At 42.3% G+C, this 23702-nt stretch carries 20 protein-coding genes; 11 read left to right on the top strand and 9 right to left on the bottom strand.

Annotated elements, in window-relative coordinates; genetic code table 11:
- Nucleotides 1-5 precede the first annotated feature (5 nt).
- The 3 genes from G563_RS0114695 (at nucleotide 6) to G563_RS0114685 (ending at nucleotide 2981) form a co-directional block, all read left to right on the top strand.
- Complete coding sequence (locus tag G563_RS0114695; RefSeq protein WP_028665986.1) at nucleotides 6-770, top strand: AraC family transcriptional regulator; 765 nt, start codon at nucleotides 6-8, stop codon at nucleotides 768-770.
- Nucleotides 771-844: 74 nt separating this feature from the next.
- Entirely contained in the window at nucleotides 845-1234 is a 390-nt protein-coding gene (locus G563_RS0114690) for a DUF1398 domain-containing protein (protein ID WP_028665985.1), read from the top strand.
- A gap of 172 nt (nucleotides 1235-1406) precedes the next feature.
- Entirely contained in the window at nucleotides 1407-2981 is a 1575-nt protein-coding gene (locus G563_RS0114685; protein WP_028665984.1) for a Na+/H+ antiporter, read from the top strand.
- 75 nt (nucleotides 2982-3056) lie between these two features.
- Here the strand turns inward: G563_RS0114685 and epsC are convergent, their stop codons facing one another.
- Complete coding sequence (gene epsC / locus G563_RS0114680; protein WP_028665983.1) at nucleotides 3057-3884, bottom strand: serine O-acetyltransferase EpsC; 828 nt, start codon at nucleotides 3882-3884, stop codon at nucleotides 3057-3059.
- A 413-nt stretch (nucleotides 3885-4297) separates the two neighbouring features.
- Between epsC and G563_RS34790 the strand changes: the two genes are divergently transcribed.
- The gene (locus G563_RS34790; RefSeq protein ID WP_037326975.1) at nucleotides 4298-5188 is read left to right on the top strand and encodes an FAD:protein FMN transferase; all 891 of its coding nucleotides are present in this window, start codon (nucleotides 4298-4300) and stop codon (nucleotides 5186-5188) included.
- A gap of 156 nt (nucleotides 5189-5344) precedes the next feature.
- Here G563_RS34790 and G563_RS0114670 read toward each other — a convergent pair whose 3' ends face one another.
- The 4 genes from G563_RS0114670 to G563_RS0114655 form a co-directional block, all read right to left on the bottom strand.
- Nucleotides 5345-5536 carry a cold-shock protein gene (locus tag G563_RS0114670; RefSeq protein ID WP_028665982.1) on the bottom strand — a complete coding sequence of 64 codons (192 nt, stop codon included), beginning with the start codon at nucleotides 5534-5536 and terminating at the stop codon, nucleotides 5345-5347.
- Between the two features lie 359 nt (nucleotides 5537-5895).
- Nucleotides 5896-6798, bottom strand: a complete 903-nt coding sequence (gene gnd, locus G563_RS0114665) for a phosphogluconate dehydrogenase (NAD(+)-dependent, decarboxylating) (RefSeq protein WP_028665981.1) — start codon at nucleotides 6796-6798, stop codon at nucleotides 5896-5898.
- A gap of 92 nt (nucleotides 6799-6890) precedes the next feature.
- A complete protein-coding gene (locus G563_RS0114660) occupies nucleotides 6891-8411 on the bottom strand; it encodes a SusD/RagB family nutrient-binding outer membrane lipoprotein (RefSeq protein ID WP_028665980.1) in 1521 nt (506 codons plus the stop codon).
- Nucleotides 8412-8466: 55 nt separating this feature from the next.
- The gene (locus G563_RS0114655) at nucleotides 8467-11628 is read right to left on the bottom strand and encodes a SusC/RagA family TonB-linked outer membrane protein (protein ID WP_028665979.1); all 3162 of its coding nucleotides are present in this window, start codon (nucleotides 11626-11628) and stop codon (nucleotides 8467-8469) included.
- A 161-nt stretch (nucleotides 11629-11789) separates the two neighbouring features.
- Between G563_RS0114655 and G563_RS0114650 the strand changes: the two genes are divergently transcribed.
- Both G563_RS0114650 and G563_RS0114645 read left to right on the top strand, forming a co-directional pair.
- Nucleotides 11790-12665 (top strand): AraC family transcriptional regulator, encoded by an 876-nt coding sequence (locus G563_RS0114650; RefSeq protein ID WP_028665978.1) that lies wholly within the window; start codon nucleotides 11790-11792, stop codon nucleotides 12663-12665.
- A 91-nt stretch (nucleotides 12666-12756) separates the two neighbouring features.
- Complete coding sequence (locus G563_RS0114645; protein ID WP_028665977.1) at nucleotides 12757-14274, top strand: gluconokinase; 1518 nt, start codon at nucleotides 12757-12759, stop codon at nucleotides 14272-14274.
- 5 nt (nucleotides 14275-14279) lie between these two features.
- On the opposite strand, the gene G563_RS0114640 is transcribed toward G563_RS0114645, so the two are convergent.
- Nucleotides 14280-15386 (bottom strand): hypothetical protein, encoded by a 1107-nt coding sequence (locus G563_RS0114640; RefSeq protein ID WP_037326939.1) that lies wholly within the window; start codon nucleotides 15384-15386, stop codon nucleotides 14280-14282.
- A gap of 234 nt (nucleotides 15387-15620) precedes the next feature.
- On the opposite strand from G563_RS0114640, the gene G563_RS0114635 reads away from it, so the two are divergent.
- The 5 genes from G563_RS0114635 (at nucleotide 15621) to kdsA (ending at nucleotide 20423) form a co-directional block, all read left to right on the top strand.
- Entirely contained in the window at nucleotides 15621-16859 is a 1239-nt protein-coding gene (locus G563_RS0114635) for a M16 family metallopeptidase (protein WP_028665975.1), read from the top strand.
- Between the two features lie 42 nt (nucleotides 16860-16901).
- On the top strand, nucleotides 16902-17381 hold the full coding sequence (gene ispF, locus G563_RS0114630; protein WP_028665974.1) for a 2-C-methyl-D-erythritol 2,4-cyclodiphosphate synthase: 480 nt from the start codon (nucleotides 16902-16904) through the stop codon (nucleotides 17379-17381).
- 33 nt (nucleotides 17382-17414) lie between these two features.
- A complete protein-coding gene (locus G563_RS0114625) occupies nucleotides 17415-18548 on the top strand; it encodes an amidohydrolase family protein (protein ID WP_028665973.1) in 1134 nt (377 codons plus the stop codon).
- Nucleotides 18549-18589: 41 nt separating this feature from the next.
- Nucleotides 18590-19492: an AAA family ATPase gene (locus G563_RS0114620; protein WP_028665972.1), complete on the top strand. Its 903-nt coding sequence runs from the start codon at nucleotides 18590-18592 to the stop codon at nucleotides 19490-19492.
- A gap of 79 nt (nucleotides 19493-19571) precedes the next feature.
- On the top strand, nucleotides 19572-20423 hold the full coding sequence (gene kdsA / locus G563_RS0114615; RefSeq protein ID WP_028665971.1) for a 3-deoxy-8-phosphooctulonate synthase: 852 nt from the start codon (nucleotides 19572-19574) through the stop codon (nucleotides 20421-20423).
- A gap of 114 nt (nucleotides 20424-20537) precedes the next feature.
- Here kdsA and G563_RS38080 read toward each other — a convergent pair whose 3' ends face one another.
- From G563_RS38080 to G563_RS0114605, 3 genes are all read right to left on the bottom strand, one after another.
- Complete coding sequence (locus G563_RS38080) at nucleotides 20538-20681, bottom strand: hypothetical protein (RefSeq protein WP_157585339.1); 144 nt, start codon at nucleotides 20679-20681, stop codon at nucleotides 20538-20540.
- Nucleotides 20665-21207: a nuclear transport factor 2 family protein gene (locus G563_RS34785; RefSeq protein ID WP_051210988.1), complete on the bottom strand. Its 543-nt coding sequence runs from the start codon at nucleotides 21205-21207 to the stop codon at nucleotides 20665-20667. Before G563_RS34785 ends, G563_RS38080 begins: the two co-directional genes overlap by 17 nt.
- Nucleotides 21208-21466: 259 nt before the next feature.
- A complete protein-coding gene (locus G563_RS0114605) occupies nucleotides 21467-23623 on the bottom strand; it encodes a polysaccharide lyase family 8 super-sandwich domain-containing protein (protein WP_028665970.1) in 2157 nt (718 codons plus the stop codon).
- Nucleotides 23624-23702 lie beyond the last annotated feature (79 nt).

The raw sequence follows: 23702 nt of genomic DNA, 5'->3' as shown, positions 1-23702 counted from the left end.
TCGTCATGAGATTCGAGAAAATCATTCCAATCGATACATTAAAGCCCTTTGTGAAGTACTTCATAATTTCGGAAAATCAGACGGAATCCGAATACAAAGTATTTCCTTCTTCGGGGCTTGTGGTAGGATTTCAGTATCGAGGACAATTATTTACGATTCATAATGAAGTAGAGCACCCATTGGCCTCGGCGGGCGTCACGGGTATCACCGATAGTTATAAATTATTTAAAAATGCTCCTCATATCGGCACTATTTTAGTGTATTTTACCGAAATTGGATTTACTCATTTTGCGGCTCATCCAGCGCATGAGTTGTTTAACCAGAGTGTTTCGCTTGATTATATCTTCGACAAAAACAAAGTAAACGAAACCGAAGAAAGACTGTCTGATGTACATTCAGACCAAAAAAGAATTGAGATAATCGAGCAGTTTTTATTGACTCAACTCAAAGACATACAAATCGATAAGCTGATAATAGAAGCAGTGAGGATGATTTATCAATCCAAAGGCACCATTAAAATCAAAGAACTCAACGAAAAATTGGCCATTAGTCAAAGTCCTTTTGAAAAACGGTTTAGAAAGATAGTAGGGACTTCTCCCAAAAAATTTGCGTCTATTGTGCGCTTCAATACCGTTTTAGACCAGCTTGGTCAAGTTAAGTCTTTGACTGAGATTTGTTATGAAAACAATTTCTTTGACCAAGCGCACTTTATCAAAGATTTTAGACAATACACGGGCGATACGCCCGAGCATTTTAAACGCTTCTTGTAGAAAAACGATTTTTTACAATTCCGCATCTTCGTCTCTTGCGAACTTTGTAACCGTAAAAACAAAATCTACAAACAATGTTTAGCATAGACCAAATCAAAGAAGCCCACAGTAAAGTAAAATCAGGTGCCGATTTTCCGGCTTATATTCAAGAAATCAAGGCATTGGGCGTCACTTTTTATGAGACGTATGTATCTGATGGTCATACTACCTATTGGGGCATAAACGACTATCAAACCTCTACTTATCCAAAATACGAGCCGCTTACGGTAGCTTCTCAAACCCATCAAGAATCGTTTCAAATGCAACTCAAAGAGCACCAACAAGGCAAAACTGACTACATGACATTTGTGGAAATGTGCGCCCAAACAGGCATCGAAAAATGGGCCGTTTGTATCGATAAAATGACCTGCACTTACTTTGACTGTACAGGTAATGCGATATTGGTAGAGCAAATTCCGGGATAAGAAATAGACAAAAATATGTTTTGCCAAAATCGGGCTGATGTGCTTATTTGTACGTCAGCTCTTTTTATTTATATTTGTTTATCATCCAAAATACTTTGTTTTAGATTTTAGTGATTTGTATTGCGTGAATCCTTTCTTCTTTCTAAAACTAGATTGAACCCTCAAAAAAACCATGATTGAAAATTTCCCCTACTTGCTTACAATGATTGTGGCCATTGTACTGCTCATTATGTTGGCCGAAAAAATCAAAGTAGCGTATCCTGTTTTATTGGTTGTAGCAGGTTTATTGATCAGTTTTATTCCCGGCATTCCTGTCTTACACATTGAGCCTGAGCTTATTTTTATCATATTTTTACCGCCTTTACTCTACGAAGCGGCCTGGGCTATTTCGTGGAAAGAACTTTGGCGATGGAGACGCATCATTTGCAGCTTTGCTTTTTTAGTAGTGTTTTTCACGGCACTCTGTGTGGCGATAGTTGCCAATTCTTTCATTCCAGGATTTACGCTAGCCTTAGGTTTTTTGTTGGGTGGTATAATTTCTCCACCTGATGCCGTAAGTGCAAGTGCGATTCTGAAATTTGTAAAAGTGCCAAGACGTATGTCTTCTATTTTAGAGGGAGAAAGCTTACTCAATGATGCTTCGTCGCTGATTATCTTTCGTTTTGCACTGATTGCCGTAGCTACTGGGCAATTTGACTTACAACAAGCAACTTTGAGTTTTTTGTGGATGGTGGCGGGCGGTGTAGGTATCGGACTAGCGTTAGGCTGGATAATCATGAAAATGCACCAACTCTTGCCCACCAATGCCAATATTGATATTATCATTACCCTTGTTACTCCTTACATTATGTACATTGCTGCCGAAGATGTTCATAGTTCGGGGGTACTTTCAGTCGTAAGTGGAGGACTGTTTTTGTCGGTAAGGAGGTATGAGTTTCTGAGTAGTTCGGCACGCCTACGCGGCTACAATGTCTGGGAAAGCCTCGTATTTCTTTTAAATGGCTTGGTATTTTTAATGATTGGGCTAGATTTGCCCGAAATCACCGAAGGCCTCAAACAAGAAGGCATCGCGTTTTCGTCGGCCATAGGATATGGCCTGCTCATTACGGCTGTTCTTATTGTTGTTAGGTTTCTTTCCTCTTTTGGGGCGGTATTTACGAGTATGTTTATGGGAAGATTTATTCAAGTGGCCGACCGTAATCCTGGCTTCAAAGCTCCCATACTTATGAGCTGGACAGGGATGCGTGGGGTAGTATCGCTCGCGGCGGCCTTGTCTATCCCTGTACAGCTAGACAATGGCAGTCCTTTTCCCCAACGTAACCTTATTTTGTTTATCACTTTTGTGGTTATTCTTACTACTTTGCTTTTACAAGGTCTAACCCTACCTACCCTCATCAAAAAAATAGGACTTCCCAACTTCAACGATTATATAGAGGAAGAAGAAGCTCATGGAATCATTCAAAGAGAATTAGCAGGAAATGCACTCAATCACATCAAAACCAAATACCGAGACTCAGGTAGTCAGCCGTCAATATGGAAGAGTGTATTTCAGCAATGGGAAGCAAAAAATCAATCAGAAGATATTCAAGAGCTTACTTCTAAAACCAAAGTATTGCACCTAGAAATTTTGAATCTCCAAAGAGAATGGCTCCTCAAAACCAACAAAATGGACGACCGATTTGACGAAGAAATCATCAAAAAGCACCTTCATCAGCTCGACATCATGGAAGAAAAGCTAAAATTTTGAGGTTTACTGATGTTTAATAAACCTTAGTCTTTATCGCTAATAAGCCATGCCTACTACACATTGCATGGCTTGCCGCTAATTGGAGGTATGTCTTATCTTAACATCACTTTTATGATACACCTGCGAAAAAGGCGGTACACTCGCAGTTAGCCAAGCATTACCTCCAATAATGGAATTGCTACCTATCACCGTCTTTCCGCCTAAAATCGTCGCATTGGCATAAATCACCACATTGTCTTCGATGGTAGGGTGGCGTTTGGTTTCGGCCAGCGACTTAGAGACACTCAAAGCTCCCAAAGTCACTCCTTGGTAGATTTTGACATTACAGCCGATATCGGTGGTTTCCCCAATCACCACCCCTGTGCCATGATCAATAAAAAATGACTTACCTATATTGGCTTTAGGGTGAATATCAATACCTGTTAAACCATGAGCATACTCGGTAAGCATGCGTGGTAGCAAAGGTATCTCCAAATCTACAAGTGCATGCGCCATCCGATAAACGGCAATTGCGTAGAAACCTGGATATACCGCAATCACTTCTTCTATTCCTACCGAAGCAGGGTCATTGTCCGTAATAGCCTGTGCATCAAGAAGCAAGTTTTCGTAGATAGAGGGTATTTGCGCTAAAAATTGAGCCGCCGTTTCGTTCTTGTCATGTGGTAGTTTTTTTTCTAATGGCTCCAACAAACAAACCAAACGATTTTGAAGATGCAGGTAAGCATCTGCTACATTGCGAGACAAATGTCCACAATCTTGCGAGATTGGGAACAAAAATCCCATCATTTCTTCTACAAACTTGCCTACGTTTGCACGCGAAGGCAAAAAATACTGATATTGAGCATTTTGGCTAGAAAGTCGCTCAAAAAAAGCAGCTGTTTTGTCTTGTTTGGTCAATGTCATGGCACTCAATGGATTGATAAAAAATAAGCCCTTCCGACAGGAAAGGGCAGCTGGATTTTCAATTAGAAATACATAAAAATACCTATCACCCTTACACAACAAGGCAACAGCAACAACAACCTACCGCAGAAACAGAATACAAGGAAATCATGGGACGGGTTTTATACCTTTTCTACCAAAAACCGTGCAAAAAGGTTCATTTTACAAATAAAAGTTATTGTTAATTTGCAAAAAAACGCAGAAAGACACCTAAAATTCCTTCAAATTGCGCCTTCAAAGAATAAATATTAATTTCATTTCAAACAACTATGTATTTAATTAATGGTACAAAGAGCAGAAGTCTTTTTTTTTGTTTAGTATTATTTCCTTTTTTGCTACATGCCCAATCGCGCTATACCTACAGTAAAACAGCGATGGGCTCTAAGTTTAATCTCATCTTTTATGCTCCTAGCGATTCAATTGCCCAAATCGCAGCCGATAGTGTTTTTAAACAAATAGACTATCTCAATACTATTTTAAGCGATTACCTAGATGGTAGTGAGGCCAATCGATTGTCGGCAACTGCTGGCACTAACCAATGGTTTAAAGCAAGTACTATCCTTTTTGAAGTAGTCCAACAATCCCTTCGAGTGAGTAAACAAACCAACGGTGCCTTTGATGCCACCATAGGCCCGGTGATTCAGCTTTGGAGAAGAGCGATAAGACGGAGTTTATTTCCTGATTCAGCCGAAATAAAGACCACCCAAAAACTCGTAGGTTATCAAAAGGTAAAATTAAGGCCACATTCTAAAGAGATATTATTGAAACAAAAAGGGATGAGGCTTGATTTTGGGGGTATTGGAAAAGGCTACGCTGCCGATCGGGCTCTTTTGATATTGCGCCACTATGGCATCACCCAAGCCTTCTTAGATGCAGGAGGAGACCTAACCATCGGCGATGCCCCGCCCCATAAAGAAGGATGGAGTATCGAAATAAATACTGGTGGTACTGATACAACCTATCGAAAAGTCATGTTTTTACACAACTGCGGCATTGCCACTTCGGGCCAAACTTATCGTTATCTTGAGCATAATGGCATTAGATATTCACACATCGTAGACCCTAAAACTGGCATAGGTTTGGTCAATCATACCCGCACCACCGTGATTGCTCCCAATGGTACTGATGCCGACGCCTTAGCGACTGCTTTCAGTGTACTTGGTGTAATAGAAGGCGCTAAAGTGGTAAAAAAACTAAAAGATGTTCAAGTATGGCTTTTAGAACAGAATGGCACCTCATGGAAAACTTCAGCTTTTGAGCAGTAGTTTTGAACACCAATAATGCCTTCAAGGTATTTACAGAATGTCAAACAAAGCAAAGGGCAAACGATTTGAATCGTTTGCCCTTGTTTTACACCGTCACTTTTGACACAAAATATATGCCTTACGTCGACGTGAAATGTCTTTCGAGTTGTTTGCTCGTTACGCGCGTTTCACTTTGGTTGCATTCAAGCCTTTTTTGCCTTGAGCTGTTTCGAATGTAACTACGTCACCTTCGCGAACATTATCAACTAGACCTGATACGTGTACAAAAATGTCTTCGCCTGTGTTACTGTCTACGATGAAACCAAATCCTTTTGTTTCATTGAAGAACTTTACTGTTCCTGTGTTCATTGAAAAAATAAAATATTGATAAAAAATGGCAACTAGCCTCGGTAAAATTACGACTTATTACTTAAAAATGATTCTATTTCATAAATTTTTCTTTAAACTCTGATTCTGCATAATCGTAAAAATTATACACTATTCAAAGAGTCAAATTATTCAAAGTTTTGATTTTTCAGGAAACAATCACCTGAATATCAATTATTTAGCCTCATTTAAGCAGCAAAAAAAATGGTATTATTGTCCTTCTAATTTAGTACTTATTTGAGTTTTTGGTTTCTTCAAAATAATTATTTTTTTTCAGGCATTTACAAATAAAAAAACCCACAAACAAATTTGTGGGTTTTCAACACCTATAGTATACCAATTTAGGAGACCGCTTTCTCTACCGCATGCCCTCCAAATTCATTTCTTAAAGCTGCCACTACTTTTCCCGTAAAAGTGTCATCTTGTTGAGAACGATAACGCATCAATAATGATAGGGCAATGACAGGGGTAGGAATGCCCATGTCAAGGGCTGTTTCGAGGGTCCATTTGCCTTCGCCTGACGAATGCATTACGCCTTTAATCGCTTCTAGTTTAGGGTCTTTAGAAAAGGCACTTTCGGTTAGTTCCATCAACCAGCTCCTTACAACCGACCCATGATTAAACACCCGCGCTACTTGCTGTAAATCAAGCCCGTAAGAGGACTTCTCCATTACTTCGAAGCCTTCTGCGATGGCTTGCATCATGCCATACTCTATGCCATTGTGTACCATTTTTACAAAATGCCCGCTACCTGGCCCACCAGCATACAAATATCCGTTTTCGACCGAAATATCGCGAAATACTGACTCACAGTAGTTAAATGCTTCTGCCTCACCCCCAATCATCGTACAAGCTCCATACAGCGCTCCTTCTACGCCACCGCTCGTGCCGCAATCGAGATAGTCAATGCCTTTAGACTTGAGGTATTTGCTACGACGCACCGAATCGTTGAAGTTAGAGTTTCCACCATCAATGATAATATCATGCTGCTCCATATGAGGGATTAGAGCTTCTATACAATCATCCACGGGCTTGCCAGCGGGTACCATAAGCCAAACGACCTTTCGACCTTCTAGCTGCTGACACAACTCCTCCAAACTATAAGCAGGAGACACGCCTTCGAGCGAAATATTTTTGATATTGTCGGTAGCAACATCATATGCTACTACTTCATAACCGTGGCGATGTAGGTTAAGTGCCAAATTGTAGCCCATTTTACCAAGGCCTACGAATCCAATTTGCATTTTAGTGTGTATGGTTGGTGTTTGATATTGAGTACTGAATGTTTACACAAAGGTAACGTTCAATACTCAATACTTTTGACTCCTAGCTAAATTTACTTATCCCACCAGACTTTAGTATCCAAATCATCAGCCCCTTGGCGACTGATTGCTTCTTTTACATTCGTGCTGTTGACCGAAATCTCAGAGTTAGGATAAGTCAAGCGGCGAATGAAATCGCCCTTGATTCCTTTGCCTGGAAAGGGATTAGGAGTCAGCTTAGGGAAACCTGTTCTTCTAAAATTAGCAAAAGCTTCAGGGCCATTCAAGAAAGAAGCAATCCAATATTGAGTATTGATTTGCTCCAAAGCCGTAGCAGCCACCAACGGATTTGCGGCAAGGTAGGTATCAATAGCAGCCGTAGGCACGGTAGAGTTTACGTCATACGAAGCAAGCTGCTCCATGTGAGCTCTTACGCCTCTGTTATAAAAATCGGCCACTGCACCAGTAGTCCAGCCTCTTTGAGCAGCTTCTGCTAGCAAAAGTTGGGTTTGGGCGTAAGTTACCAAAAACATAGGCGCGGTATTTTTTCCCATACGAGTACGGTCCAACTGAGAATAATCGTAAAAACTTGCCAACTTAGCCGCTGCCGCTACGGGAGCGATAGAGTTGTTGTCGTACCCAAAAGGCATTCCAATTTGTAGCGCAGGATCTTTGGAGCCGCGCGCAGCCACTTGCTCTGAGCCAGAAGCCGCTCCTACATAGCGTAGCGCTATAGCTGTAAGACGGGGATCATTGGTTTTCTTCAAATAATCCACAAAAGGTGCCGCTAAATAGAAGTTGTTTGCCTCGGTTGAGTTCAACATCTGCCCGGGTCCATTTACATAGTTAGGGTCATGTTTGATAGAGGCATTGTCGGCATTAGAAGCCATCACTCCACCCTGTACCGCTCTTTGGACAATAGACTGAGCTTGCGCTGCATCTACTTTACTCAATCGCATCCCTGCTCTGAGCAAGAGCGAATAGCCCAGTCTTTTCCACTTAGCAACGTCACCTGCATAAAGTACATCGGCGGTTTCAATCGTCTTGGAGGCGTCCAATACCGCCGATGCTTCGGTGAGTTCTTTGATAATATCTGTGTAGATAGCCTGCTGCGTATCGTATTTGGGAAGTACGATTTGGTCCGTAAAACCTTTACCCGCTTGCAAATACGGAACATCTCCGTAGGTATCTGTTAGTACCATAAAAGCATAAGCTTGGGTGATACGTGCCATGCTCAACAAATTGGTACGCGCAGGATTAGCTTTGGCCAATAAAATAGCATCGGCGGTATTTCTAACTACGTTACGATAATAGCGTTGCCAAGTTTGCTGAGTAGCATCGCGGTTGTCTTGGTTGAAATTGGCCCCCAACAAAACCCCCGAGTTTGGGGATACCATCTGCTGAACAACCCCCATTTCGTACTGCACAATACCCGCCGGAAAAGAAGCATTGATAAGGGCATTGTTGAGAATAAAGGCTGGATCAACTGCCGTCGCTGCGGTTTTGTTGACATTTAGCTCGTCAAACCCTTTGTCACAGCTCGCCATTCCGAGCATTGCCGTGACCACTAATGTATATTTAAGAATTTTTTTCATGTGTTTTTTCTTGTTAAGAATGTCAGTCATTTACCATTCGTTTCTTTTTCATTCGCTAAAATTTGACATTCAAGTTAAAGCCCATACTACGAGTGGTAGGCAAACCAGTAGATTCCATCCCTACGAGGTTGTCAGAAGAGTACCCAAAAGACTCGGGGTCAATGTTGTCAACCCATTTTTTCAGCATCAAAACATTGTTGGCGACAAAGCTCAATTTCAAACCTTTAACGGGCGACTTAGCTGGTAAGAATCTGCCAAAATCATAACCTGCCGTAATCTGACGAAGTTTCCAATAACCTCCGTCATAAATCACGGGCTCCACCAAGGCCAATGAGCGTACTACTTCCCAGTAAGGTTGCACATTGGCTTTCACGGTATTAGGCTCACCACGCTCGTTTACACCTTCTCCTACAATTCCGCCCGCGTCGCGACCCGGTAAAGTCATTTTATGAAGGCCATGACGTACGAGGTTGAAGTTAGTTCCTGAAAGCATTTTATTACCTAGTTTGAAATCAATCAAGAACGATAGATTCGCGCCTTTATAATTAAATGCATTGTTGATACCACCTATCCATTTAGGAAGAGCACTGCCAAAAGAAATCAGGTCGGTAGTACGTAGTGGAATCCCGTTACCGCCGTAGATTTTACGTCCTTGTGCATCTCTGCGATAGCCAAATCCGTAGATTTGTCCCATTTCTTGGCCTACTACTTGGCGTAGCTCACCATTGAACACGTGAGTTCCGACGGTGATTCTTTCACCAGGAGTATCAGTAATCAAACTGATTACTTTGGTTTTGTTATAAGAAGCATTGAACGTCAAATCCCACTGAAAATCCGTCGATTTGACAGGCACCAAATTCAGTAACATTTCAAAACCACGGTTTTGGCTTTTACCACTGTTGATCAGCGTAGTTACAAAGCCCGACGCGTCGGAGATTTGGGCCGAAACGATTTGGTCAGTCGTGATTTTGTTATACACTGCTGCATCAAGTGATACTCTGTTGTTAAACAATTTCAACTCCAAGCCCAGCTCTGTTTCTTCGGTACGCATAGGTCGCAAACCAGCGTTTGGTACCGTTGTTCCTTGCGAACCACCCACGGGCTGTCCGCCAAAAAGGTTGGCATTGATACCATAAAACAAGTTGTTGGAATAAGGAGAAACGTCAGTATCACTACCTACTTGCGCATAAGCGGCACGGATTTTACCAAAGCTCAACCAACTAGGCATGGCATCAAATGCTTGCGAAAACACAAAACTTCCCGATACTGAAGGATATAGAATGCTTCTGTTTTCAGGAGAGAGCGTCGAAAACCAGTCATTACGAGCAGTGGCATTCAAAAACAAGAAGTTTTTATACGAAAACTCTGCCGAACCATACACTGAGTTTACGGCTCTTTCTGACAAACCATAGATAGGATCTTTAACCCGGCCATTCATGACCGTATAAAGTCCTCTTACCACAAAGTCTTGTACCAATACACTGTTTAAATCCGAACGGCGGTACATTTGATTGCCCCCGATATTGAAATCTAAACCAAAATCACCGAATTTTTGCGTTCCTGAAATCAAGATGTCGGCGTTGGTTTCTCTAAATCTGCGCGATTCTTGGGTATAAGTTCCGTTGACAAAACCGGCAGGTGCCGCCGCCAAAGAAGCGTGGCCGGTAGGGAAGTTGTTGAAATCTTGGTCACGAGACCAGTAGTCTTGCCCCACCCTAGCTTGCACAAACAACCAAGGTAAGAGATTGTATTTGACCGAAATGTTACCAAAGATACGGTCGCGGCGAATATTCTGAAACTGCTCCGCCAATACCCAATAAGGATTGGTACGGTTTCTAAATCTTGAATAAACAAACTCATTTCCAGCCGCATCGTATTTCTTAGCATCTAGCAAATCCAACGGCATAGAGTTGGCCATGTTGTAGATAGCGGTAGGGATAGAGTTGTCTTGGTTGGCGATGTTTGGTGGGTTTTTGTTATACTCATTAGAGTAGTTGACATTGCCCGAAAAGCTCAATTTTTTAGATAAATCATAGGCAAAACCTAAGTTGATAGTTTTGCGATTGAAGCTATTGTTTGAAACAATACCCTTACTGTCCAAATTAGAAAACGACAGATTGAAGCCCCCTTTGTCACTAGCAGATGACAAACTTACGGTGTTGGTAAAATTGGAGCCATTTCTAAAAAACTTACGAATACGATTATAAACAGGCTCATACGGCACCGTAACACCGTCAAATAATACTTGGGTCATGCCTGGCTGAAACTTCTCTCCAAATGACCATTGGCCAGAAGTAGGATTGGCGGTTGTAGGTCTGACGCCGTTTTCACCTTGACCATATTCATATTGAAAATCAGTAAAATCCAAAGGAGTCTCGTTGGTATAGTTACTGTTGAAAGTCACTCCAATCCCACGGCCTGTACCTTTGGTCTTGGTCGTGATCATCAATACCCCGTCTTTGGCACGTGAACCATACAAAGCCGCCGCTGTAGCGCCCTTCAAGACTGTCATACTCTCAATGTCATCAGGATTGATACTTGAAAGACCATCTCCCCCGTCTGACGTATTTCCTCCACCTCTCACCGCGATTGAGTTATCAGCGCCAGCGTTGTTGGGGTTGGTTCCGAAGTTTGTATTATCGATAGGCACCCCATTGATTACAATGAGTGGATTGTTTTGCCCCGAAATAGAAGACTGTCCCCGAATCCTGATTTTAGAAGTACCAGCCGGCCCTGTTCCCAAACCAGAAATATTGACCCCTGCTATTTTTCCTTGCAAAGTATTCATAAAATTGGGGGTACGGTTTTCGGTAAGAGCGTCGGCATTGATAGTAGTGGTAGCGTATCCAAGCTTTTTAGATTCTTTTTTAATCCCTAGCGCCGTTACTACTACTTCCTGCAAGGCTTCGCTTGTTTCGGCCAAAGCAATGTCGATACGAGTCTGATTTCCGACGGCCACTTCCTTGGTGCCATATCCTATAAAACTAAAAACCAATGTGGATCCAGAAGGGGCATTGATAGAGTAGTTTCCAGTTCCGTCGGTAGATGTACCCGTGTTAGTTCCTTTTACAACTACGGAGACACCTGCTAAAGCCGACTTGTCATTATCATTGGTGACAGTTCCGCTGATGCGGCTCTGCGCCCAAAGAGTGCTTTGAATTGCCAAAAAGACCATCATGAGTAGGGTAGCTCTTGGCAAGAATAAACGTTTTTTCATCTTTAAATGATTAGTTATGATAAGGATGATAAGATAATTGGGTTTTAACAAGTGCAAAAAAAACACAATATTGTTCTAAAAACTTCTACGAATAGACGATGTAGAATTTTGCAATATTTTTATATTTTCTTAAAAAAATTTAATAACCTACTTTACCTTCCATGAGTCCTTTTGTGCAACAGCTTACGTCTTTGGCCGAATTCACGCACATCAAGGAATTGATACGTCTCAAAAATCCTATTGTGAAGCTTCTTGAATGGCCTGTTAGGATTCAATCCGGAATCAAGGTCTTATGCGTGTTGGAGGGGAAGTTTGAATGGATTATCGAAAACAAACTCCATTTTTTATACCCAAACGATGTGGTGGTATTGTGCCCCGGCCAATCGCTCGGTAGTCCTTCGGGTACTTTGGAGATTGGTAGCCTTGCTTGGATTACGCTTCAGCCCGAAAGTTTTGAGCTTCATAAAGAGCTGGCATTGGGAAAGTGGTCGGCTATCAACGACAACGACCAAAAACTCTTGGGGAGATTGTTGGTATCTCATTCGCCCGTAGTACTCAACAATCTCAAACAACCCTACGAATTGCTTCAACGTATTGAAAACGAAATCAAACAAACAGAATTTGCGTATCAAGTACGTGTCAATCAATTGATTGACGAGCTTATCGTGACTATCGTTCGTCAGCTAAGTCAGCAACAAAACCAGCGTCGAGATTTCCCACAAGCTTTTGCACAGCTCGAACAAATGCTCCGCGATAGCCTCGACCACCCCTGGACAGTAGAGGAAATGGCCGCCGTGGTAGGATTAGGAAGTACGGCTTTTACTGAAAAAGTAAAAGCTTTCTCGGGTTTTTCGCCTCTTAATTACTTAATCAATATCCGAATCGCTGAAGCAATGAAGCAGCTTCGGCAAAGTCAAAAAAGTCTTACCGACATTGCCCTTGATACGGGTTTTTACTCTTCCCAACATTTTTCTACTACCTTTAAAAAACTGACCGGCTATACGCCAGGGCAATTTAGGAAACGCGGCCAAGAGTAAAAGAATACGGAAATAATAGACCTAAGGTAGAATATACGTTAAAATTACTTATTATGTTTTCGAACCGGCGACCCGGTCACTCATTCAACGAATGGATTGCATTGTAACCCTCGACATCGGTACTACCAAAGTCAAAGCTTCGGCCTTTGACATGTCAGCCAATCTTATCGGATGGCGCCAAGGCACTTATCCGACTTTTCATCCACAGCCCGATTATAGCGAACAAGACTCTGAGCAGATTTTCTTGACTGTATTGTATGCTCTCAAAAGTTTACTCAATGATGAATTAGGAAAAAAATACCACCCTTCAGCCCTGGTATTTGGGGCTTCTATGCACAGTGTACTCCCTATCGACAAGCAGGGAGTCCCGCTCCGAAATGCCGTTATTTGGGCCGACAATCGCGGGCGCAACGAAGCCAATGCCCTCAAGCAAGCTCCTGAAGGAAAACTTATCTATGAAGCTACGGGGACGCCTTTACATCCTATGTCGCCTCTAGCCAAAATATGCTGGTTTCACAATCATACCCCCCCCACTTGGTTTGAGAAAGTTTATAAATTTATTTCTATCAAGGAATACGTCATTTATCAACTTACTGGCCAACTTGTGATTGATCATAGTATCGCTTCTTCGACGGGTTTGTTTAATATTCATACGCTTACGTGGGAAAAACTAGCCCTTGATTTTGCAGGTATCAAACCTCAGCAACTTTCTGAGCTAGTTCCTATTGATTTTGGCGAACTAAAACTCAAAAAAGAATATGTCAGGCTTTTTCGGCTCACAAGTGCTACAAAGGTAATTGTGGGCGCAAGTGACGGCTGCTTAGCTACCCTAGGAGCTGGCGTAGTGACGGAAGGCGACGCTACCATCACCATCGGCTCAAGTGGAGCGATGCGGGTAGCAGGAAACCAAGTAATCCAAGATTCTCAACAGCGCTTCTTTAATTATTTACTTACCAAAGGAAAGTACATTTCGGGAGGCCCTACCAACAATGGCGGTGTGGTATTTGAGTGGTTTGTACAGCAGTTTGGTACATCGGGAATCCACCTAGATATGGACTACACCATTAAGCAACTCTTAATGGAAGCCGAGCGAGTACCAGCCGGCGCGGGAGGCCTTTTGTTCTTGCCTTATTTGCTCGGAGAACGTGCGCCTCTCTGGAACGCCAATGCGCGCGGCGCTTACATTGGAGCCAATATTACCCACGAACGGCGTCATTTTATCCGTGCGACCGTAGAAGGTATTGTATATGAGATATACAGTATCGGAAAACTTCTACAGCAGTATCGTTCTATCCAAAATCTTTATATAAACGGAGCATATGCCACTTTACCCTTGTTTGCGCAGGTGCTTTCGGATGTATTCGGAAAAACGGTGTATATCAACGATAAACATGATAGTGCAAGTGCAGGCGCAGCACTGCTGGGATTGACTCATTTGGGCATTTTTAAAGACTTGGAAGATGCCGCCCGTACCATTCGGTCGGTCGAAACCTACCAGCCTAATCTTACGCACCATGAACGTTATGGTCGCTTTGCGGAGATTTTTGAAAGATTGAGTTATAAACTGAGCGAGGATTTTGACGCTTTGGTAGCTCTTCAAACTCCCTAAGCCTTTTATTTCAAATACGTTTTTATTTCTTTCATCAGCCCTTTGTACTCGGCTAGTTCTTCTGCTTTTTTATAATAGGCAATTGCTTTACGGCGATCGCCGGAGCGAGCTGCTATGCGTCCAAGCCCTATATACGAAAAAGCATGATACTCTTTTGTATATTCACTATCAAAAGGTTGCCGAAGAGCTGCCATATAAGATTTAGTAGCTTCCGCATCGTTTTTAAGGTGTTTTTCTTGCAAGAGTCCCTCAAAAGTATGCCAAGCAATCGGGAAGAAGTGGGTATTATACTTCTTGAAACGCTCCAACAAATCCTCCGCTTGTTCGTACTTGCCCAAAAGCAATAAAGACTCTGTTTGTTTCATCAAAAAAATGGGGTTTTTGGGATATTTATGGGTCAAAGAAGTCAAATATTGATTGGCTTTTTCATAGCGAAGTTCATGTTTTAACAAAATACGGGCAAGATAATAGGCCGATTCTGTGCGGGTAAACATCCCTTTACGAGCTGCTACATCCATTTGTCGAAGGCCTTCTTCTTTGTTTCCGTCTTTAAAAAAAAGTACCAAAGGTTTCACAATTGGATGGTCTTCTGGATAGCGTATCACATAATAATTATAGAGACCTGAGGAAAAATAAAACTCAGGATTGCGCTCCATGTATTTAAAGCCTTCCATCACATAGTTATAGGCTTTTTTGCCTTCGGCGGCGGCTTTCATTTTATCATCGTTGTAGTTGTGCACCAGAGCGATATACCCATGCCCTGCCATCGAAAAAAAAGCCGCTTCGGGGCGCGTCTTCTCATCTTTTTCAAGCGCTTTGGCTTTATTGATACAATCTTGAAGAAGCGCCAAATACTGCGCACTCATGGTTTTATTATCTTTTACGGGCAAGTATTGCCACTGTAGCTGAAGTGCTTTCAGGAGAGAATTAAGGGGATGATTGGGATACTTAGCCCTGATTTGTTTCATCAAAGGCTCGGCTTCTGCAAACTCAAAATCATAGATATGATCTATCGCCTTCAAGACTATCTCCTGCGTAGGAGCATCATATAAAACTTGAGATTTTGAAATAAATGGTGTACAAAACAAAACAAATAACAAAAATTTTCTCATGGATTCAGGCTGTCAATACTAGTAATCTAAAAAAGTAAATAGACTGTATTCTGCAATTTTTTGGGCATTCAGGTTGAAACCTTTAGCTTTGTTCTTAACGTTAAAAAAACAGTAAAGAGTTTAATAAATAGCTTTTTTTTACAATCCTAACAATGACTTACCCCTGTAATCAAAATCAATTTTGAGGTATTTTCACTCTTTTTGATTGAGATTCAAATTCACTGACCAACCTATATGATTCATTACGAGCACTTTATTCTTGACAATGGCCTAGAAGTATATGTTCATGAAGACCACTCCACCGCGATGGCAGCCGTCAATATTTTGTACAATGTAGGCTCTCGTGACGAAGAAGAAAACCGAACCGGATTTGCCCATCTTTTCGAGCACCTCATGTTTGGGGGGTCAAAACACATTCCTTCTTACGATGAACCCCTTCAAAAAGTAGGCGGTGAAAACAACGCTTTCACTTCTCCCGACATTACGAATTATTATATTACCCTTCCTTCTGTCAATCTCGAAACGGCCTTTTGGCTCGAATCTGACCGAATGTTGAGTCTTTCTTTCGACCCCAAAGTACTTGAGGTACAGCAAAAAGTGGTCGTTGAGGAGTTTAAGCAACGGTACCTCAATCAACCTTACGGCGACGTATGGTTGAAGTTGCGCCCCTTAGCCTACACCACGCACCCGTACCGCTGGGCTACTATCGGCAAAGAAATTAGCCATATCGAAGAGGCTACTTTGGAGGATGTGAAGCACTTTTTTTATAAATATTATCTCCCAAACAACGCCATTTTGGTGGTGGCAGGCGATGTGACAGTGCCGCAAGTCAAAGCCCTTGCCGAAAAATGGTTTGGGAACATCCCTGCCGGGCCTAAATACGTAAGAAATTTGCCCCAAGAACCACTTCAAACCGCTTCACGATTTTTGGAAACTGAAGCCAAAGTACCCCTCAATGCGCTCTATAAAGCCTATCATATGCCAGGCCGATTTGAGGATAATTATTATACCGCCGATCTTATGTGTGATATTTTGGGGCGAGGAAAATCGGCGCGTTTATATCAAAAACTGCTGAAAGAGCGTAAACTTTTTGCTAACATCAATGCTTACAACACCGCGTCTATCGACCCAGGACTAATAGTAATACAAGGCAATCTCAATGCGAATGTGTCGCTTGAAGAAGCCGATGCGGCGGTTAAAGAAATACTGCAAGAGCTAGTGGAAACCAAACTTGCTGAAGAAGAACTCTCAAAAGTAAAAAACCAAGCGGAATCTACCTTGGCTTTTTCTGAAGTCGAACTTCTCAACCGTGCCATGAACTTAGCCTATGCCGCAAATGCCGGAAACCCCGAACTTGTAAACTACGAAGCCGAGAAGATTCAGGCGATTCAAACCGAAGATGTCCAACAGCAAGCACAAAATATCTTAAAAGAGACCAATTGCTCAACGATGTATTACCGAGCATTGGCCTAGCCAAATCCATATAAACAATAGCAATCCGATTTTCTGTAAAACATGAATAAATTTAGAATTGGCCTTGGCTATGACGTGCATCAGCTCGAAGAAGGTCGTCCGTTTTGGCTAGGGGGCATCCAAATTCCACATACCCACGGTGCCAAGGGGCATTCGGATGCTGATGTGGTCTGCCATGTCATTTGTGATGCGCTCCTCGGAGCCGCCAATATGCGTAATATTGGCTACCATTTTTCGGACAAAGACCCTCAATGGAAAGGAGTTGACAGCAAAATTTTGCTTTCTAAAGTAATCGAAATGATTAGAGAAGCAGGCTATGAAGTAGGCAATGTGGATGTCACAGTAGTACTTCAGGAGCCAAAACTCAATCCCCACATTCCCCAAATGAAAGAATGTCTATCGAGCGTAATGCAGATAGATGTGGGGGATGTATCTATCAAAGCTACCACCTCTGAGCATATCGGATTTGTGGGACGAAAAGAAGGAATCGCCGCTCACTGTGTAGCTTTAATTTACAAATAAATACCTCATTGTCTGACCTTTTAACCTATTCTCATGAAACATTCTCTTACCTTTTTAGCCAGCCTGATTGCCTTAGCAGCTTGTGGCCAAAATCTCTCAAATGGCCCCATTACGCAGCCGCTTGGTTTTGAGGAATATGACCCTGTATCTACCCTAAAAGTAGAAGAACATAAAGTGACCCGGGCCAAATTCCCCTTTATTGATGTTCATAATCATCAATATCGGATGGATAGCCAAAATCTGGGTGAGCTTATCAGTGAAATGGACAAACTCAACATGGGTATTATGGTCAATTTGAGTGGTCGAGGTTTTTCACAACAATGGGAAGACGGCACCGCTACCATTACGGGTGCTATTGCCAATGTCCGTAAAAATTATCCAAAACGTTTTATGGTCTTTACCAATCCCGAACTAAAAGGCATTGGTTCGCCGGGATGGGGGCAGCGCGCCGCCAAACAAATCGAAGATGACGTAAAAGCGGGCGCCGTAGGCATGAAAGTTTATAAAAGCCTTGGTTTTAGTGGTATAAAAGACACCGATGGCAAACGGGTGGCCGTAAGTGACCCTCGCCTCGACCCTGTTTGGGCCAAATGCGGAGAGTTAGGTATTCCAGTCATTATTCATACTGCTGATCCAAAGTCTTTTTGGGACCCACTTGATCGCTACAACGAACGCTGGCTTGAACTCAAAACCCACGCAGGTCGCAAACGTACCGATACCGACCCGGTACCTTTTGATTCGCTTATTCGTGAACAGCACGCGGTGTTTGCACGTCATCCCAAAACTACCTTCATCAATGCCCACATGGGGTGGTATCCCAACGACCTCCGAAAGCTCGATAGCCTCATGACCAAATTCCCCAATATGTATGTCGAAATTGGAGCCGTTATTGCCGAATTAGGACGTCAACCACGGGCTTCCAAAAAGTTTTTCACAAAATGGCAAGACCGTATTTTGTTTGGAAAAGATAGTTGGGTTCCATCCGAATACGCCACTTACTTTAGAGTGCTCGAAACTGAGGATGAATATTTCCCTTATCATAAAAAATACCACGCCTTTTGGCGTATGTATGGCATGGGCTTACCCGATGATATTCTCAAAAAAGTATATTATAAAAATGCCTTGAGAATCATTCCGGGTATCGACAAGTCCCAATTTCCGCAGTAGGAGTCTGTTTAGCCTCATAGGATTTATCAATAGTTTTTGTCATGTCTCATACCCTATCATCCGTACAAGCACTTTTAGCTAATCGTGGCTACATCACCGACGAATACATTGCGATGTCCGTTTTTTTGGCAATGCAGCTTCACAAGCCTTTGCTTATCGAAGGGCCCGCAGGTGTCGGCAAAACAGAGATAGCCAAAGTGATGGCAGAAGCACTCCGTACCAATTTGATTCGGCTGCAATGTTATGAAGGATTAGATGCCAACCATTCTATCTATGAATGGAATTATCAACATCAATTGCTTTATCTCAAAATGACAGAAAGTACCACCCATGAGACAGCCGCCGCCACTATTGAACAAACCTTATTTAGCGAAAAATTTCTCTTAAAACGTCCTCTTTTACAAGCCATTACTCAAGAAAAAGCGCCCGTCTTGTTGATTGATGAAATAGATCGCGCCGACGAAGAGTTTGAAAGCTTTTTGCTAGAGATGCTGTCGGATTGGCAAATCACTATTCCCGAAATCGGCACCATCAAAGCGACTCATATTCCCTACGTCATTCTGACTGGCAACCGCACGCGGGAATTGTCAGAAGCACTTCGACGGAGATGTTTGTATCTGTGGATTGACTATCCGCCGTTTGATAAGGAACTGGCCATTGTCAAATCTAAAGTGGAGCAGATTGATGCTACTTTGGCGCGTCAAATCACGGGTTTTATGCAACAACTTCGCCAACAACGCCTCAACAAAGTGCCGGGCATTGCCGAAACTCTGGATTGGGCACAAGCATTGGCCGAAATGCACATTACCTACCTCGACCAATCACTCGTTGAATCTACCTTAGGAGTGATCCTAAAAGATTGGCAAGACATCCGTCAAACGCAGCTAAGTTTGTCGGAATTGTTTGAAAAAGTAGGCATCAAATCCAAATGGGAAGACCAGTAGAGAGGTATAATTTTTCGGGATAAATTGGCGGTATTAACGCCTAAAAAACGAACTTTGTAGTCCAAAATATCCAAATACAATGCAAAAGAAAATCGTTCGCGTAGGCGATATTGAATGTGGTTCAGATGAGTTGTTTCTCATTTCGGGGCCTTGTGTCATTGAAGACGAAAAAATCATGATGACCGTAGCAGAGCGTCTCAAAGAAATCTCAGAGCGCTTAAATATCAAGATTGTTTATAAATCTTCATTCATGAAAGACAATCGCAGCAGTCTTGATTATTATATGGGACCAGGGCTTGAGGCTGGAATGAAAATTTTGGCAAAAGTGAAAGAGCAATTCGGCTTTACCCTACTCACGGATGTTCATTATCCCGACCAATGCGCCCCCGTAGCCGAGGTAGTGGACGTGCTACAGATTCCAGCCTATTTGTGTATGCAAACTACCCTTGTGGTAGCAGCCGCCAAGACAGGCAAAGTGGTCAACCTAAAACACGGACAGTTTTTGGCCCCCGAAAACATGAAGCACCCTGTCAAAAAAATTGAAGATAGTGGCAACGACCAAATCATCTTAACCGAACGCGGCTATACGTTTGGCTACAACGACCTTATCGTAGACCCTCGCAGTTTTTATCATATGAACAAAACGGGGTATCCGGTAGTATTTGACGTAACACACGCTATCCGTAAATACGGGATTCCTTCCAAAGACAGCAAAGGTGGCGCAAGAGAATACCTGCCCGTACTTGCTCGTGCAGGCGTGGCAGCGGGAGTAGATGGCTTGTTTGTAGAAGCTCACACTTGTCCTTCAGAAGCCCTCTGTGATGCCGCTAGTCAGCTTGACATCAATTACTTAGAAGAATTTTTAAAGCCTCTTATTGAGTTACACAATGTAGAGGTCAAATACCGCGCTACGGCCCAAGAACTAGCCTAGCTAGATAATTAGGCTGTCCAAAAAGTCTGGTATCACCAAATTATCTTCGGCGTCTGTTCAACCTCATCCCAACCCTTCCGCTCAGGCGGCCCTGTCCTGGCAGGAGAAGGGCTTTCAAAGTCCCCCTCTCCAGAAAGGCCGCGACGGCGTACCGTGAGGGGGATTTAGGGGACGGTCGGCCGCTGCCGTGAGGTTGAAACCAAAGAATATTTTGTAACCTGTTACTTTTTGGACAGCCTCCTCACTGTAAACTATCAAAGGGAATAGGCTGATTTCTGTCCCACAAGGCCGTCACGTTTACAATCTTCCACTTACCGTCTTGCTTTTCCATGATTCGAGTTTCGGTACTATGGGTATAGTGTGTCTTTTTTTTGTCGCTATTGTACTGATTCCAAATGAGATACGCTACATCGTCGCCAAAAAACTTCACAATCATATCCTTTCGAATTACCTTGGGATTGTTGCTTCCCCCTACTCCTATTTTATTGTCCTCAATATAGCGTCCTATCTTATCATCTACCTCATTCCAGCCTATTTTGGGGTCAAAATAACCATCTTTGCTCCAAACTTGAAAAGCATAGTTGGCATGAACAAAACTCTCTTTCCAGCAATTGTAATCTCCCTTGAAGAAACACTCCGTTTCGTTTTCAATGGTTTGCATAATCGCTTTGGTTTCACGTTCTTCATCAATTTTGGTCATTGAGGAAGTATTTTTACTATCGGCCTCTTTACAAGCACTGAAAGCACCGATAATCATCAACAGGGCAAACAACGTAGTTTTCATAAATCTAGATGTTTTAGATGAAATAAATGTGAACTTACCCTTGTTATTTTCCATAGTCATGGTCTGTTGACCTGCTTCTATGATTGTCGTTTAATTTAAAAAAATAAAATATAAAATAAAAATAAAGTACAATTTATTTTTGAAATAATTATAAATAATTTCAAGCTCATGACATCAGTAAATTAAAAAGCGAGAGCTCCCGACGTTTTTGGCTGGGAATTCTCGCTTTTTAGAGTTGGTGTTAGGTAATCTTACTTCTCTATAACTTCACTGTCAGGCTTTTTCCAAGATACACGCCTTGTGGCAGGTCAATCAAAAAAATGGTTTGGTTTTGAGAAATATCAGGAAGCGCTATAAAACCTTCTCCTTTGTTTTTGTAAATACCCGATACGGTCACCACCATACGACTAAGCTTACGAGAAGGGTCTGCTACAGTAAGTTCTTGAAGCCGCTCACCTTTCATCTTCAACAATGCCATACCTTGGCTATCCATTTTTAGTTTACGCCCTTTCTCTATTTCTATTTCTCCAGCTTTATAAAAAGTAGATTGCACTATTTTCAATTGAGTATGCTTGACGGCCTGTAAATCAGCAGTATTTGCCAGAATTTCAATACCCCGATTGCTACTACTACTCGCCTCTAGCTGCTGCGCCGTCACACCCGGCACCACGATATACTGATAAGAAGCATTGGTAGGTTTAGAGCCGTGGTCAAACCACACCTTAAATACATCTTCACTTACGAGTTCTTTGCTGATATTTTTTTGGTCAGTGATATCAGACCACCTTCCTGTTTCGGACTGATTAGAAACCTGTACAGTCGCTGATTCTGGAAATAGATACCCCACTTTATCGTGAAAAATCCACTTTACATTTTCAACTGTACGATTCCCCTTGGGCAACGTGCTGACCGTTGCGTTTTGAGCTATCTTCACCTCACTACGCATCAGGGTTTGATTGAGAGTGGTTACCACCGGCAAGTTTGGTTTGGCCTTGATACCTGTGCCCAAGCAGACGTACTCTTCATCAAAAAAGAACCATGATTTTTTGGCCTCAGTCCCGTCATGAGGACTTTTAAAATCAAACACGACGGCACCATACATCCCGTCTGTCACAGCTCCCACAAAATCAGTAAGTCCGTCTTTCTGAATTTCTTCAGGGCTGGGAAGTTGTTTTTTCTGAAGAATGGTAGTACCCGATATTTTTTGCCAATCATACACCGCCCATATATTATGATATTCATCTCCTTTGAGCATCAGGTAGTTGGTGCCATCAGCCCGATGATGAGTCGTTTTGCCAGGGCCGTTGTAGGGTTCTTCCATATTCCTATTCCGGCTCGAAAACATTCTGACCGTCGTATAAAAATGAGGTCTTTGGAAGACAAAGTGTTCGGTTTGCCAAAAAAACTTCGCAAAAGAGGTCGAAGGTTGCGCTTCTCCTTTGCGTAGCTTGATGATTTCTTCCAACTCTTTTTTTCGGTAATCTGTACTTACAAAAAGCCGTTCGATTTCGAGGGTACCATAAGGTTGAAAAGAGGCTGCTTTTTGGGAAATACTACGGTTTTTGACACTAATATCTTCATATACGCCATACACCATTTGTTTGTAGATACCATCAAGATAATAATCTACCAATTGATTTATTTTAGTTTTAGAAAAAGCGTAGCGCGTACCTGCTACATAATACGACCATTCGCCATAGGCATTGGCGTATTTGCCGTATCCATAGGAGGAGGTGTTGTTGACCCTATCTACTCGATGATGAAAACTATAGTCATGCTGCATTCCACGCTCTCCGGTCGAAAACTTGATTTCGCCTTCGATGATTTTTATGATTTTATCAAATTCTTCATAATTCTCCCTAAAAATCAGGTTTTTAGCCAAAATTCCTGCAATCACTATTCTATCCCCACTAGGGCGTGCCCCCGAAGCGCTCATGTTGGCGCGCCCAATCATCGGTTGGGCCTTTTCGATGAGTTCTTTGGGTAGCTCCTCCCCTATCACCAACATCAAATTTCCAAGATTAGTAGGAGTAGTGATTTGATTGTCATGCCAATTTTCCCCTACAAAGTCATTTTTGACCCAAAACTCTAATCCTTTGACCACCAGTGCCTTTACTTTATTGTCTTTATAAAATTTGGAAGAAGGGGTTTTGTAGGCTTTTGCCAAAACCACCAAGTCACGCGTATGACCTCCGTGCGGAAAACTCGCTGTACGACTAAGATCGGTGTAATTGATACCCTGAAAACTTCCGTCGTCGTTTATCTTAGCCATAATTGTCTCGACACTTTGATCACTGACCTTGACGGCCATCAAATCCCCGACAATCCGCTGTTTAATAGTGACAAAATCATTGCTTTGGCCGAAACAAAACTGCTTTAATAAAAACAGTAGAAGTACTGTAGAAATGGATTTCATAAATTAAAGAGTGAAGAAGATAGACTAAAAAAAGTGATGTCTACTCTTTTTCTAACCTGGCCTTTGGTGGAAGTTTGAA

The sequence above is a fragment of the Runella zeae DSM 19591 genome, from assembly GCF_000423565.1.
Lineage (GTDB): Bacteria > Bacteroidota > Bacteroidia > Cytophagales > Spirosomataceae > Runella > Runella zeae.
Note: the sequence above shows the minus strand (reverse complement) of the source record. Positions and strands in the feature narration are given on the sequence as shown.